This window comes from Paraburkholderia aromaticivorans, assembly GCF_012689525.1.
Lineage (GTDB): Bacteria > Pseudomonadota > Gammaproteobacteria > Burkholderiales > Burkholderiaceae > Paraburkholderia > Paraburkholderia aromaticivorans_A.
Genome location: NZ_CP051514.1, coordinates 2,222,946 through 2,235,765, shown reverse-complemented (window position 1 = coordinate 2,235,765; position 12,820 = coordinate 2,222,946). Strand labels below are relative to the sequence as shown.

General features: G+C 59.7%; 9 protein-coding genes and 2 pseudogenes. 4 read left to right on the top strand and 7 right to left on the bottom strand.

Going from position 1 to position 12,820, the window contains the following annotated elements:
* A complete protein-coding gene (locus HF916_RS10470) occupies positions 1-312 on the top strand; it encodes a high-potential iron-sulfur protein (RefSeq protein WP_168788754.1) in 312 nt (103 codons plus the stop codon).
* A 123-nt stretch (positions 313-435) separates the two neighbouring features.
* Here HF916_RS10470 and HF916_RS51450 read toward each other — a convergent pair.
* Positions 436-858: pseudogene (locus tag HF916_RS51450) on the bottom strand (biotin/lipoyl-containing protein); the annotation flags it as partial.
* Positions 859-1,885: 1,027 nt separating this feature from the next.
* Between HF916_RS51450 and HF916_RS10460 the strand changes: the two are divergent.
* Positions 1,886-3,697, top strand: coding sequence for a PAS domain-containing sensor histidine kinase (locus HF916_RS10460; protein WP_168788753.1), 1,812 nt, complete (start codon positions 1,886-1,888; stop codon positions 3,695-3,697).
* A 126-nt stretch (positions 3,698-3,823) separates the two neighbouring features.
* Here HF916_RS10460 and HF916_RS10455 read toward each other — a convergent pair whose 3' ends face one another.
* From HF916_RS10455 to HF916_RS10445, 3 genes are all read right to left on the bottom strand, one after another.
* Complete coding sequence (locus tag HF916_RS10455; protein WP_168788752.1) at positions 3,824-4,177, bottom strand: BON domain-containing protein; 354 nt, start codon at positions 4,175-4,177, stop codon at positions 3,824-3,826.
* A gap of 243 nt (positions 4,178-4,420) precedes the next feature.
* Positions 4,421-5,296 (bottom strand): lipid A biosynthesis lauroyl acyltransferase, encoded by an 876-nt coding sequence (locus HF916_RS10450; protein WP_168788751.1) that lies wholly within the window; start codon positions 5,294-5,296, stop codon positions 4,421-4,423.
* A 443-nt stretch (positions 5,297-5,739) separates the two neighbouring features.
* A complete protein-coding gene (locus HF916_RS10445; protein WP_168787740.1) occupies positions 5,740-7,035 on the bottom strand; it encodes an IS701 family transposase in 1,296 nt (431 codons plus the stop codon).
* A gap of 152 nt (positions 7,036-7,187) precedes the next feature.
* Here HF916_RS10445 and HF916_RS10440 point away from each other — a divergent pair.
* Positions 7,188-7,999 (top strand): IS5 family transposase gene (locus HF916_RS10440; RefSeq protein ID WP_168787739.1). Its coding sequence is split into 2 segments (ribosomal slippage): positions 7,188-7,527 and positions 7,527-7,999, totalling 813 coding nucleotides; the frame shifts between segments, so codons are not numbered across the junction.
* A gap of 210 nt (positions 8,000-8,209) precedes the next feature.
* Here HF916_RS10440 and HF916_RS10435 read toward each other — a convergent pair.
* Complete coding sequence (locus HF916_RS10435; protein ID WP_168788689.1) at positions 8,210-9,343, bottom strand: IS701 family transposase; 1,134 nt, start codon at positions 9,341-9,343, stop codon at positions 8,210-8,212.
* Positions 9,344-9,494: 151 nt separating this feature from the next.
* A complete protein-coding gene (ltrA, locus tag HF916_RS10430; RefSeq protein ID WP_168788750.1) occupies positions 9,495-10,832 on the bottom strand; it encodes a group II intron reverse transcriptase/maturase in 1,338 nt (445 codons plus the stop codon).
* 568 nt (positions 10,833-11,400) lie between these two features.
* On the opposite strand from ltrA, the gene HF916_RS10425 reads away from it, so the two are divergent.
* On the top strand, positions 11,401-12,417 hold the full coding sequence (locus HF916_RS10425) for a tyrosine-type recombinase/integrase (RefSeq protein WP_240975229.1): 1,017 nt from the start codon (positions 11,401-11,403) through the stop codon (positions 12,415-12,417).
* Here the strand turns inward: HF916_RS10425 and HF916_RS50805 are convergent.
* A pseudogene (locus tag HF916_RS50805) lies at positions 12,400-12,675 on the bottom strand (tyrosine-type recombinase/integrase); the annotation flags it as partial. The gene HF916_RS10425 and the pseudogene HF916_RS50805 sit on opposite strands and share 18 nt — an antisense overlap.
* Positions 12,676-12,820 lie beyond the last annotated feature (145 nt).

The following is a 12,820-nucleotide window of genomic DNA, read 5'->3' as shown; positions in this document are numbered from 1 at the left end:
ATGCAATCACCACGTCGTCACTTCATGATACTGGCCGCTTCGCTGGCCTCATCCATCGCACTCTCGGGCAAGGCGTCGGCCGAGACGCCTGCGGTATCCGAACGCGATCCGACCGCACAGTCGCTTGGCTATAGGGCGGACGCGACACAGGTCGACAAGGTTAAATATTCGAAGTATCAGCCAGGCCAGGCATGCGCCACCTGTCAGCTCTATCAGGGCAAGGCTGGCGATGCATCAGGTCCGTGCCCGATCTTCGCCGGTAAGCAGGTCTCGGCGAAGGGGTGGTGCAGCGCGTACGTGAAGAAGGCCTGAAGCCGCACCTTTGTGAGGCTGCCGGTCACACAACTCACGTTATGTGACCGGCAAGACTGCAGCCAGGCGTTCTTTCAGGTGCGCACCGCTTGAATGCGGCGCGCACCTGTCGCGCCTCGCCGATCAGCGCTCGCCCTTCAACTCGATCAGGAGATCCTTCGCGGCCACGCGGTCACCCGCCTGGATATGCACGGCGGCAATCTCACAGTCGCGCTCCGCCGCAATGTGGGTTTCCATTTTCATCGCTTCCAATGCGACCAGCGTCGTACCGGCTGCGACCCGCTGCCCCGGCTGTACCGCCACGGTCACGATCGAACCGGGCATAGGCGCTGCGACATGCAGCGGATTCGATGGATCGGCTACCGGGCGGCTATGACGCGCCGGTCCCGTAAGGACGGTCGTGCGTTGCTCGATCAAGGCCGTACGCGACTGTCCGTTCAACTTGAACTGAACCTTGATCATGCCGGACTCGGTGTCGACGTGCTTCCCTTGCAACGCGACGAGCAACGTTTTTCCTGGCGCAATGTCGATCGCCACTTCCTCCTGGCGGATGCCCAGTTCGAACACACGAGCCGCGACCATCTCGCCACATTGCATCTGATGCGAATCCGCCGGGCCATCGACGAATACCTCCAGTCCCGTAGAAGCGACGCCCTGCTCAAGGCTGGGATGTATGGCGCCGGAGCGACGACCCTGCTAGCGCTGGGGATCGCAGTTCTCTGCTCGTGCTCGACCGGTGGTTGGACAAAGCGCTCTCCCGACTTCTGAAGAGTCGTGTGCACGCAGTCGGGATCCAGTCTTTCGAGATCCTCCGTTCCGAGACTATCTGGAAGGCATTTCATGGCCTGATGCTTGCGATTGGCGTCGCGACCATCATTGTGTCAGCGTATGCATACTTGCATTACTTACTTGCGCTCTTTCCCTGGACCCGCCCCATCTCCAACGGCCTGTTCGACCTCGCCGCTGCCGCTACGGACAGATCATCACGGCAACCAAAGGAAGCAGGCTTATGCTTACGCTGAAGAATACCGGTTCCGCTGGCGTCGACTGTACTGCGTCCAAGCGGGCCAACTAGGCGGGCAACGAAAAGGCGTTGACGATGGCGAGTCACCGCCCATTTAGCAGGTTGCTTTGCCGTCGGAGCAAACGCGATCCAGAGACTGGGAGAACTGAAACGGAATCCGTTGTCAACTGAAGCTCCAAACGTCCTAATCTTCACGGGGCACGCCTGTCCGGAACCGCCTGGAGCGGCCATCAAGGTCTCGCTTGCCCGATGGGTCGAGGTGGGTCGGTTTGTGCCTTTCGCATACCCGCTCCAGTCCGCGATCGTTCCAAGGTCTGCGCCGGGCCGGGTAGACACAAAGTGACAGCCTTCAACCAAATGTGAACGACCGCTGTTCGCCTTTCACGCACCGCTGCGAATTCAGGCTGCCCCTCCTTCAAGTCCAATTGGCGTTGGTCCAATTGGGGTGGGTTGCGGTAAACGCATCACACATTTACCCTCCGTCTAAAACCGCGTGGGGTAATATCTCTTATCCCGCCTTGTGCCCGCGGCACGTCGCCGGATCGGATCTTGTTCATCCCTGACTCTACTGGCCAACCTCGCGAGGATGTATCCTCCATGCCTATGGTTATCGACGCCTTTGCTGTAGGGTTTGGAGCCTTCATCATCGTACTGCTGCTCATCCGTCAGTCACGGCGGCAAGATGCCGGGCACGGGCGGGTAAAGAGCGAGGTAAGTATCGGCGGCACTGCGCAATCGAAAGACGCCAGAATGTTTCGTTCGCACATCGCTAAGGTGATACCGTGCCGCGCCGAAGGCTCTCGTGCAAATCCTGCCGACGACCGCGTTTTGACGACTGAGCTGGAAGATCACGCCCAAGTGCGCGCGCCCGGGACGCCAGACACATCGAGAGACTCTGTCGGGCAGCAGCGAGTGGAGAAGTCTCTACCCGGGAGCGAAACGCGCTTCCGGGCGATGCTGGACGCGGCTCCGGTGATGATCTGGATGTCAGACACGACTCGCCTTTGCACGTTTTTCAACAGACCGTGGCTGGATTTTACGGGGCGTACGCTCGAGCAGGAAATGGGCAACGGGTGGTCGGAGGGCGTGCACCCGGACGACTTCGATCGGTGCCTGAATGTATATGTCTCATCGTTTGAAGCGCGCAAGAATTTCATTATGGAATACCGTCTGCGCAGGCGGGATGGGGCGTATCGCTGGCTCCTCGATACCGGCGTGCCCCAGGTGGACGCGGTCGGCACGTTTCTCGGCTTTGTCGGTTCCTGCGTCGACATCACGGATCTCAGACAAGCTGAAGAAAAATTTCGGGGTGCTCTCGAATTTCTGCCCGTTGCAATTCTTATGCTCGATCAACAAGGCCGGATCGTGCTGGCCAATGAGCAAACCGAAAGGCTCTTTGGCTATCGACGCCACGAACTGATCGGACAGCACGCGACGATGCTCGTCCGGCAACTGATGACCAGTAGCAGCTCCAGCCCCCTACCAGAGGCTTTAACGGTGGGAGAAACCCGCGATCTGCTCGCGCGGCGCGCGGACGGGACCGAGTTCCCGGTCGAGGTCAAACTCAATATGGTTCGATCCGAAGAGGAAGGGTTTGTGCTCGCGACCATCGTGGACAGGACCGATCGGATTGAACTGCATCGGCACCGGCAGGAACTGGCCCACCTTTGGCGAATCTCGACGATGGGCGGACTGGCGGCTTCGTTTGCCCATGAGTTGAATCAGCCGCTTACGGCCATCCTGAGCAACACCGAGGCAGCCCAGCAGCTTATGGAAGCCGATCCGGTTGATCTCGACGAAGTGCGCGAGATACTGAAGGACATCGTTCAGGACAACGCTCGCGCGAGCGAAGTAATCCGGGGAATTCGCGCTCTCGTCAAGAAAGGCGTCCCGGAATTTGCGTCGCTCGACCCCGCCGTTGTGATCCGCGATGCCGTGCGGCTGCTACATAGCGATGCCATCCAGCGCGGCATACGTGTGTCAGCAGACTTCCGCGGCGCCCCGGTCATGGTGTATGGCGACAAGGTCCAGTTGCAGCAGGTCATGCTCAATCTCCTGCTTAACGCGTTCGATGCAATGGACGGCGGCATGTCCAGCGACCGCCTCGTGACAGTACTCGTGACGCATGAGGGACCGCAGACAGTGCGCGTCGCTGTACGCGATAGCGGGTCCGGCCTTTCCGGCGACCAGCTCGCAGTGATCTTCAACCCATTTGTTACCTCGAAGCCGAACGGCCTGGGTCTCGGGCTGTCGATCAGCCGCAGGATTGTCGAGACACACGCTGGCAGCCTTTGGGGCGAAAACAACACGGGTCGAGGCGCGACGTTTTATTTCACGTTGCCGGTAGTGGACACTCCGTAGCCCGGGACATGCGAACGGTATTACAAGTCGAAGCCAAAGCAGCGCGTGAAATTGCACGTGCATCGGCTCATCTTGCGACCTTCACGGCTGAAAATGGCCAGCACATCCCGGTGCCGCCATGAAAGGTTAATACCCTTTCGTATAGAGCGTCAGATGGTTACTCACCGACGTTACACCCGACACGCCCTTCGCCACTTCCGCGGCCTGCTGGATCTGAAGACCGTCCGGCACGCTGCCGGATAGTGTCACCATACCACCGCGCGCCTTGACGAATACGTTCGACACGTTGAAGTTGGGCGCATTCGATAACGCCTTGCGTACATCGCGAGCCAGCTTCCTGTCCGCTGTCGTCGCCTTGCCTGAACTTGCGGCCGGATTCGACGCCGTCGGCATGGCGTCGCTGGCTTGCGCGTAGACGTTCGACATGAGCGTCACGCATCCCACGACGACGAGCAGATTCACAAGGTTGCATGCTTTCATGATTACCTCTCTGTTCGGCCTGCGGAATTAGCGATCGCACGGTCTGGGTCAGACCATGTTCGGCCCTGGGACGGTAGCCCCCGTCTTCACGCGGACAGTCGATGTCGTCTGCACCCCTCGCAACTGATATCCATGCGCGGATCACGTCCGTCGGGTGACTGGTAGGCATGCGCGTTCTCATCGTCTCGTTTGCGGGCATCAGGAGCTTGCTGGCCCTTAAAAATGACCTGGCGCTTTCCACGATCAATATACCGCGGGCATCCCCGGTGGACGATGTTTGAAGCGTCGATGCACCCAGTAATACTGGGCGGGAATTTTCATTATCTGCGTTTCAAGAAACGCATTCATCCTATGCGCATCATGGGCGTCACTTCCCGACGGGAAATCGCTCAGCGGCGGAAAAACGGTCAACCGATACCCTTTGAAGTCCGGCAGTACTTCCGTGACGAACGGCACAACCCGCGCGCGCCCCATTCTCGCGAGTCTTGAAACAGAGGTTAGCGTGCACGCAGGGACACCAAAGAAAGGCACAAAGACAGAGTTTTCGACGCCATGGTCCATGTCCGCAGCAAGCATGACCGGTTTGCCCTCGCGAAGGAGTCGCACGATCTTCCTCGCGCTGGTCGAACGTTCGATCATCTCTGCACCGAACCGGCCGCGCTGCCTCCTGGCCAGATCGCAAAGATGCGTGTTGGACATGTGCGTGTACAAGGAAGCGGCAGGCATCTTCAGTGAATAAATCAGGCATCCGATTTCGATGCCTACGAAATGAAACCCCATAAAGATCGTGGGCGGAGCGTTCCTGTCTTCGAGATCAATCGCGCTTTCAATCTGGACGAGATTCCTGATCCTTTGCGCGCTACCAAACCATTGAACGCCTCGTTCGAGATAGCTGCGCACAACATGCCGGAAGTGTTCCCTTGCAAGCTCATCGCGTTCATGTTCCGACTTTGCGGGAAAGCACAGGTGCAGATTGACAAGGACTATATGTTTGCGGCGGCTGGGAATCGCATACAGGGCCGCGCCGATCGCGCTGCCAAGTCTTGCGACCAGTTTGTACGGAAGTATCGAGAGCGCACGAAGTAAAGCTACGACGAGCAGATGACCGAATCGTTGCACGACCAGCTCCTGTGTGGCGGACGGCGTGTACCAGGCGGGTGTCTGGCGACAATTGCTCCGGCCGCCGCGTAGCAATTTTAGTTGACACCAGATACGTGGACCAACAACCCGACCGCGTCCTCGCGTAAGCGGATGACCGAATTGCCTTGCAAGCGGCCGTCATGCTAGCCCGGCCGCGTATGACCGGAAACGCTTGGGTGCTTCCCGCCCTCGAAGACGGCGAGCGGCTATCTACGACCTTGACCCACGCCGTGACGCGGACGTTCTGCCGTCGCCCCGACCCGGGCAACGGACCTTCGCGCGCGGATGGCGTCAGTCGCATCGGCCGGCGGATCGGCCTAATTTTACTGTGTCACAAGATATTTGATGAAGAGCAGAACGGACATCGTCGAAGGCGTTGGGCGATGTAGGCTGCGAGCCGCCAGCGCAAGCTGGCAATCGAATCAGCCACATGTCGTTGGGCGCGCTGGGGAGCCCCGTGGCACATAATCGTCGGGTAAGGTAAAGAGGCTGCCGATGGCGAAGTTTTTTTTACCAGCGCCCTGAATCAGGCGCTGTGCAACCAGAAAACCGTAGGCCGCGATGCAAAGCGACGCATGATGGTGAAACCCACGCCAACTGCGGCCTTCGAAATGGCCCAGACCGAACTCCTGCTTCAGATCCTGGTAGTCGCGCTCGATACGCCAGCGCATCTTCGCGACACTGACCAGACGTTCGAGGGACGTCACTTCCGGAAGTGTTGCGAGCCAATATTTAGCCGGTTCAGGGTCGCCCTGAGGCCATTCAATCAGGAGCCATTGCTCATCGCGCTGTGTAGCGCGCCAATAGTCACGGTGCGATGTCCGTACACGTACAGCGGCAAATCTGGAACTCAGGATGGTGCGGGTTCCTTCGCGCCAGTTGATCATGCGGTAGGAAGAAGCATCAAGACCACGCGCAAGCGCTTTGACTGATACTGGCTCGTGACCGGGCGCACGGCGCAGCAGTTTGCGCGGCCGTCCAGGCTGCCCGATGGGCGGCTCAACACTCAGAGGTGCCGTGCCGGGAGCCCAGACGCGGGCGCTGGACTGAATGCCCACTGCGTAAGTTAATCCCAGTTCGCTGATGGCGTCACGGAAGACACTGTCGTTCCCGTAACCGGCGTCTGCCAGCACAATACCGTCAGGCGCGCCGCTTTCGCGCGCTTCACGCAGTTGTGTTGCCGCCATTTGCGGCTTGGTCGAAAACGCGATTTCATCAGGCACGCCAGCGCGCTGACATCGTGCCGGATCTTCGCTCCATTCATGGGGCAAATAGAGTTGGTATGCGACGGGCAAACTGGCGTCCTCCGTGGCGACCGACAAGCTCACTGCGACCTGACAGTTGTCCTGCTTTCCTAACTGCCCGCAGTATTGCCGTGCGACGCCTACCGAATGTTTGCCCTGTTTCGGAAAGCCGGTGTCGTCAATGATCCAGAACAGTCCGTTGGCCGGATTCATGTGTGGCAATACCCAACGCCTGACCTGCTCAAGCAAAGCAGCGTCTGACCATTCCGACTTCGAAACAAAGTGATGTAAGGACTGGTGGCGCGCGCTGACACGTTCGGGTTCAAGGTGAGCGGCCAGCGGCTCAACACTCTTACGCCGCAGCGGCAACATCAAGCCTTGGCAGTACCCCACCAGCCCTGCATTGCGATCGCTGTGTCCGAGCGCTTCACAGAGATGTTCCAGGTACTCATCGAACGACGATTTCGCGTCCATTGTTTCCTCATGCCAAATCTGAAGAAGGTTCTATAATGGCATAAATTTATGACACAGTAAAACTAAGAAGCTGTTGCGAAATTAAGTTTTGGGGCTGTTAACTTTTCCGACTTGGTGTTAACTTTCTGTCTTGTTTTGCCTGACAGGAAGCGATGCCGAAAGAACTGATAGACGACGAATTGTGGTCACTCATCGAACCGCTGCTGCCTGCGCGAGCACCGCGCAATCGCCAATATGCCGGTCGAAAACCGACACCGGACCGAGCCGTTCTAACCGGCATCGTATTCGTGTTGCGCTCGGGCATTGCGTGGAACCTGCTACCGCAAGAGATGGGATGCGGTTCGGGCACCGCCTGCTGGCGACGGCTCGTGGCATGGCAAGAAGCAGGAGTCTGGCAACGCATCCACGAAGCGTTGCTGGCCGAACTGCGTCGTCGTGGCGAAATCGACCTGTCACGAGTGCTTGTGGACAGCTCGTCGATTCGTGCGATGCTGGCGGGAAAAAAACCGGCCCGAATCCAACGGACCGGCGCAAGCTCGGCAGCAAACACCACCTCATCGTCGACGCGAAAGGCCTCCCGCTCGCGGTCATCCTGACCGGGGCGAACCGTCACGACGTCACCCAGCTTGATGCACTCGTCGATGCCATTCCACACATTCGCGGCAAGCGGGGACGTCCACTGCATAAACCGCAAATCGTTCAGGGCGACCGGGGCTACAGCTCGGAACCGCACCGGCAGCGTTTGAGAGAACGCGGCATCACGCCGGTACTCGCAAAGATTGGCTCGCCCCATGGCAGTGGCCTGGGTAAAACGCGTTGGCCAGTCGAGCGCTCGATTGCCTGGCTTCACTCGTTCCGACGCCTGAAGATTCGCTACGAACGCTATGCCCATGTCCATGAAGCCTTCCTGTCTCTGGCTTGTGCCTTGATTTGCTGGACGCGACTCAAGCCAATGTTTAACTAATTTCGCAACAGCTTCTAATACTACAGCCGTAGATAAAACAAAGCAGGAGGTACGCAGCCGCGGCGCCGGTAGTGACACTGCTGGGCGCGGTACTGGTGCCTGCGCCGCCATGCCGACCAGGCCAGGACGTACTCGATGGAGTGAGCTCCGCGCCATAGGAGGCGGCACAGTAGCCGGCGGATCTCCTGCACACTGAGCGGCACCGAATCTTCAGGTGTTTTTTTTGGCGCGCACCCGCAGGGTGACGAGCGCGGCATGGGCCAGCAGCGCCAGCGTGATGTGACGGTACCAGCCCTGCCATTGGCGTACCTCGTATTGATCGAGCCCGCATTCGCCTTTGGTTGCCTCGAAGCCGGTTTCGATTTCCCACCTGCGGCCCGCGACGTTGACCAGGGTTTGCCGTGTGGCTTTGCTGCGCGGGGCGTATACGACGTAATACGCATGCTCGCGTTGCTCGTCCAGGCTGCGCCGCACCAGCAGGTAATGCCCGAAGCGGCGCTCTTCTGTGGTGATCTGCAGACGCCACAGCGGAGTCAACGCCCAGTCATACAGGCGCTCGCCTTTGGCGCCGGCACCTGCTGACAGGCGTCGCCATGCCCGTGCCGGCAAGGCTTCGGCGATCCGGTCGGACCGTACGTAGTCGGGACCCTGCCACCACAGGGGTTCGTTCTTCGCGACGGCCAGTACGAAAGACTGGCCGCGCGACTCGAGCCACAGCCGCAGGTGACGGTCGCCGCCGTAGACTTCATCACCCGTGACCCAGCCGCACGGCACACCTGCGTCCAGCGCCCGCTCAAGCATGCTGCGCGCGAGCTGCGGCTTCGTTGCAAACTCCACCGCCTTGGGAATGCCCGCTGCCTCGCAGCGCACACGGTCATCGGTCCACGCCTTGGGCACATACAGTTCGCGGTCGATAAACGCGCTGCCGCCGCGACCGGCATAGCAGAGGAACACGCCGATCTGGCTGTTCTCGATACGGCCTGCGGTGCCACTGTACTGGCGTTGCACACCGGCCGAGTGCTGCCCCTTCTTGACGAAGCCGGTCTCGTCCACAACCAGCACCGCGTCGCGCTCGCCCAGTTGTTCAACGACGTACTCCCGGAGCACATCGCGCGCGCCATCCGCATCCCATTGCGCCCGCTCGAGCAGGTGCTGCACGCCATCAGGCGTTTCTTCGCCGATCCATTCGGCGAGTTGCCAGCCGTTCTTGCGCTCGACTGTGCCCAGCAGGCCCTTCAGGTAAGCGAGAGACCGATGTCGGGGCTCGGGTCGCCTGAACAGTTCTCCGAGCCGCTGATGTAGCGCCTCCAGTTCACGCTCCCACGCTATTGCCGTCGAATGCATCGCTTTCTCATGTAGTAGTACTAAATATTGTTAGTATAGTAAAAAATCTACGGCTGTAGTACTAAGTCGAATGGGATAGGGGTAGGAAACGGCGATCGCCGTCCCCTCCCTCCGAACCCGGTGTGCAGTTTTCCCGCGACGGGCTCTCCAGTCAGTTGTTTCCACATCGGGATTGGCGCGCCAATCGAAGGGCCTCGGACATCGTGAACAGCCCAAGATTAGCGAAGAAGGCATTTGGCCATCGCGTGTGATCGCGAAGGCATCGACCCTGACCCGGACGATGAAGCTGTCGGCGCAGGATCGCTCGTAGACGGCGACGAACAAAGCCATCGACGGACGAGAAGGTGTATCGATGGGCATGCCGGAAATAGCCGAACCAGCCACGCAGGAGGGGATTGATCGAGGCAATGGTGTCCTCGATCGAGTCACCCCGGTTACGCCTGGTCAGGGCCCGGATTTTATCCCGCAGCCCCATGAGACTCTTCTTGCGCACCCAACGTTGGCCCTCCTCGAACCGGTAGCCCAGAAACTCGAACCCATGACCCTCCAGCCGGCAATCCCCAACGTGGGTTTTGTCAGGGTGCAGTGTCAAGCCGTTCGCATCCACCCAAGCCCGCATGCGAGTGAGTGCAGCTTCCGCTTCCTCACGGGTACGGCATAACACCACGGCGTCATCCGCGTAGCGCACCATGACCAGCCCTGCCTGTCGCATTTCCACGTCAAGCTCGTGCAGGTACAGATTTGCCAACAAGGGGCTGACAACCGCCCCTTGAGGACTGCCGGAAGTCGGCGTCCAGCGCGTCATGTCTTCCATGATGTCTTGCTTGAGAAAGTACTGGATGAGTTCCAGAACCCGGCCGTCCGAGATTCGCCCTGCCACTCTCGCAAGAAGAGGTGAGTGTGGAATCGAGTCAAAATAGCTTTGCAGGTCGGCATCGACCACCCAGCAGTAGCCCGCTTTCACATGCCGGTCCACTTCGCGCAGCGCATCCTTGCAACCCAAGCCCGGGCGAAAGCCGTAGCTTCTCGGCTCGAACTCATGCTCAAAGATCGGCTCGATTACCAGCTTCAGGGCCGCCTGAACGACGCGATCCTTTACAGCGGGTATACCGAGCGGACGACGTCCTTTACCTTTCGGTATGTAGACGCGCCGCACCGGCTGCGGGCGATAGCTACCATCCTGCAATGCTTGCGCCAGTTCAGCAAGGTAGCGGTCCCGCGCTTGCGCGAATCGCTTCACGCTCATGCGGTCCACTCCCGCCGCCCCGGCGTTCTTCTCGACCTGAGCCCACCCCAGCGCGAGCGTGTCCAGACGAAACACCTTGTCAATCAGACTGTGCCACTTACCTCCTTTAACTCCGTTTCGTAGAGCAGCCAACATAGCGTCCGTCCAGATTGAAGCTGACGCGAATTTCCGCTGCACGCAGCTTCCCAGCGCGTCTGCATCTCGTCTAGTCGTTTCCGACACTGGCGATGCTTCGATCTTCATCTCTGCTTCCTTCCGGTCTTTTGCTATCAACTTTCCTGCCCCGCTTCCCTAGTGCGCCTTTTGCTCTGACGCAGGTTTCCACGGCTCGACTCTTCCGTGTGCAGTACTATCGGGACTCTGACTCCTGCCAGCGTTCACCTCGCCGGCAGGTCTCCCCGCTTGCTTCGTGCCACCATCCCATCGTTCCGTCCTCAACCACGTGGTACGCCACCGCACCGCTTTATCCGCCATGACAGCGTGCTGTGTTACTTCCAGGCTTCGCCACTTTAGTGCAGGCTCGCCGCCATACCCCGCCGAAACAGGTTCGTTAACCTACGGACCGACAGTTCGCTTCCGGTTACTCCCCACCCCGCCTCACGACGACGCAGTTACCTTCAGCTACGGAGCTGTGGCCAACTCCGGCAGGGACTTGCACCCTGCAAATGGCACGCCATCACGGGCGTACACTAAACCGCTCGCGCGGTAAGGGGCTCCCTCCGGTCTCTGGCAGGATATGACAGGTCAGTGGCGCCGGTGGTTATGTTGGTGACTGAGGCAATCCGCATCGTTCTCCAGCAGGAGCCCCATCATGACCTCTTCCGACCCGGGCATCAGCGCGCTGCGCCGGCGCATGGTTGATGACATGCGCATGCGCAAGTTCGCACCCAGGACCCAGTCCGGATATCTGCGTGCCGTACGCCAGTTTGCCAGGTTTCTCGGGCGTTCACCCGATACTGCTACTGTCGAGGACCTCCGGAATTACCAGCTGCATCTGGTCGATCACGGCACGTCGCCGGTTTCGCTCAACGCCGCGATCTCCGGACTGAAGTTCTTCTTCGACGTCACGCTTGACCAGCCTCAGCTGATGGCCAGGATGCAACCCGTTCGTGTGCCCCGTACGTTGCCCGTTATCCTGAGCCCGGACGAGGTGCGCCGGCTCATCGCGGCAGCCGGGAACCTGAAGCATCAGACTGCGCTGTCGGTCGCCTACGGCGCCGGGCTGCGTGCGAGCGAAGTGGTGGCGCTGAAGGTCGGCGACGTCGACAGCCAGCGCATGACGCTGCGCATCGAGCAGGGCAAGGGCCGCCGCGACCGCTACGCGATGCTCTCGCCGGTCCTGCTCGAGCGCCTGCGTGTCTGGTGGCGCGTGGCCCATGCGCAGGGTCGCATGCTCGAAGGCGGCTGGCTGTTTCCCGGCCTCGATCCGGTGGACCCGCTCAGCACGCGGCAACTGAACCGCGCCATCCATGCCGCCGCAGAAGAGGCACACCTCGGCAAGCGCGTATCCATGCATACGCTGCGTCACTATGTACCCTTCCGGGTTATGTCGGGTGACACAATTGAACCTCGACGATCGACCGAAGATTGCGGGGTCGTCAAGCAGATCGCTCAAGCGATCACCCGACATAATTTGGTGAGGTTAAAGACTGTTCAGGAAGCCGAGGAGTTCGTCTGTCGGCTTGAAGCGTCCTGGCGTGCCGCGTCGCGGAGTTGCTTTCGCAAGGGCCTGTTCCTTCATCGCAAGGGTCGCTTCGACATAGATCTCCGTGGTTTCCACCGATTCATGCCCGAGCCACAACGCGATGACCGAGCGACGAACGCCTGATTGCAGAAGGTCCATGGCCATAGTGTGTCTCAAACAGTGGACAGTGACCCGCTTCTGCTTCAATGACGGGCAAACTTCACACGCGGTTTTGCGGTGCTTGTTTAGCAAGTACTGCACACCATGGACACTGAGGCGTTCACCCCGCTCGCTGGGAAAAAGTACTGCGCCATCGCCGCGTTGTGGTTCTCGCAGCCACGCTTTCAGTACGGCGCGAGTGGATTTCGCGATGGGGGTACAGCGCTCTTTGCGTTCATGCAAATATTTGCATGATCGGAACTATGACGAACTCGGGAATATGCGCAGCTCCGCGCCAGGGACGTCCGTTTGGCGCCTTGTAAAGGGTGTTTGGTCACGGGTACCGGTAGTGGACTGCGCATAATAAAAGTGCTTTCCTCAGGAGGCA

What these genes read in the sequence shown, in the direction of transcription:
- HF916_RS10470 (WP_168788754.1), top strand. Translation starts at nt 1, where the DNA reads ATGCAATCACCACGTCGTCACTTCATGATACTGGCCGCTTCGCTGGCC.
- HF916_RS10455 (WP_168788752.1), bottom strand. Translation starts at nt 4,177, where the DNA reads ATGAAAGCATGCAACCTTGTGAATCTGCTCGTCGTCGTGGGATGCGTG.
- HF916_RS10445 (WP_168787740.1), bottom strand. Translation starts at nt 7,035, where the DNA reads ATGGACGCGAAATCGTCGTTCGATGAGTACCTGGAACATCTCTGTGAA.
- HF916_RS10435 (WP_168788689.1), bottom strand. Translation starts at nt 9,343, where the DNA reads ATGCATTCGACGGCAATAGCGTGGGAGCGTGAACTGGAGGCGCTACAT.
- ltrA (WP_168788750.1), bottom strand. Translation starts at nt 10,832, where the DNA reads ATGAAGATCGAAGCATCGCCAGTGTCGGAAACGACTAGACGAGATGCA.
- HF916_RS10425 (WP_240975229.1), top strand. Translation starts at nt 11,401, where the DNA reads ATGACCTCTTCCGACCCGGGCATCAGCGCGCTGCGCCGGCGCATGGTT.